Source organism: Candidatus Symbiopectobacterium sp. NZEC135 (genome assembly GCF_025962695.1).
In genome coordinates this window covers 1-787 of the sequence record NZ_JAGFPF010000998.1, presented here as the reverse complement: position 1 = coordinate 787, position 787 = coordinate 1, and the positions used below count along the sequence as shown (strand labels likewise).

Annotated in this window: 1 protein-coding gene; it reads right to left on the bottom strand. The window is 60.6% G+C overall.

Annotated features, from left to right (window positions below; genetic code table 11):
* Window positions 1-67: 67 nt before the first annotated feature.
* Window positions 68-787 (bottom strand): MFS transporter (locus J5224_RS32010; protein ID WP_264628989.1); only part of this gene is annotated, 720 nt, incomplete at its 5' end.

The following is a 787-nucleotide window of genomic DNA, read 5'->3' as shown; positions in this document are numbered from 1 at the left end:
GGCGCGCCGGTTAAATCAGCCCGCCATGGTACTGAGGCGGGCAGGAAAAGCAAGCGTTACTCTGCCGCTAACCTTTATCCGCAACCGAGGGATTGAAGGCCTGGCGGGTGAAGCTCAACAAGCACGCCAGCGCAGCGGTGCCGCACCCCATATAAAGCGCATAGTAACCGCCCTGCATATCAAACCGTGCCAGCAACATACCCACCAGCGCGGTGCCGCTTGACTGCCCTATCAAACGCGCGGTACCCAGCATGCCGCCCGCAGCGCCGCTACGCTGGCGCGGTGCTGAGGTGACCAACAAACGATTATTGGGCGACTGAAATAACCCGAAACCGGCGCCGCACAGGGCCATGCGCCAGGCAATATCAGCCAGGGTGGTGACCGGGGAAAGCTGGCTCAATGCCAGCATCCCGACGGCAAGCAGCAGCAAGCCAACACCGCCCAGTATCGCCGGTGACATCCGATCGGAAAGTCTGCCAGCCACCATAGCCATGACGCCGGTTGCCAACGGCCAGGGTGTCATCATTAGCCCCACTTCGGCCGGAGTCAGCGCCAGTTCATGGTGAAACAGAAACGGCAGAGAAACAAAGGCCAGCATCTGCGTGGTGAAGGAGGCGATTGAGGTCGCCAGCGACAAACTGAACACTGGAATGCGCAGCAAATCAAACGGGAACAGCGGCGCAGTGGCCGACGCTTCCCGGCGAACCAGCAGTATGGTCGCCACCAGTGCCAGCCCCAGTTGCCCACCGATCAGCACGGCATTGCTTTTATGACCGATGCTCTCGAT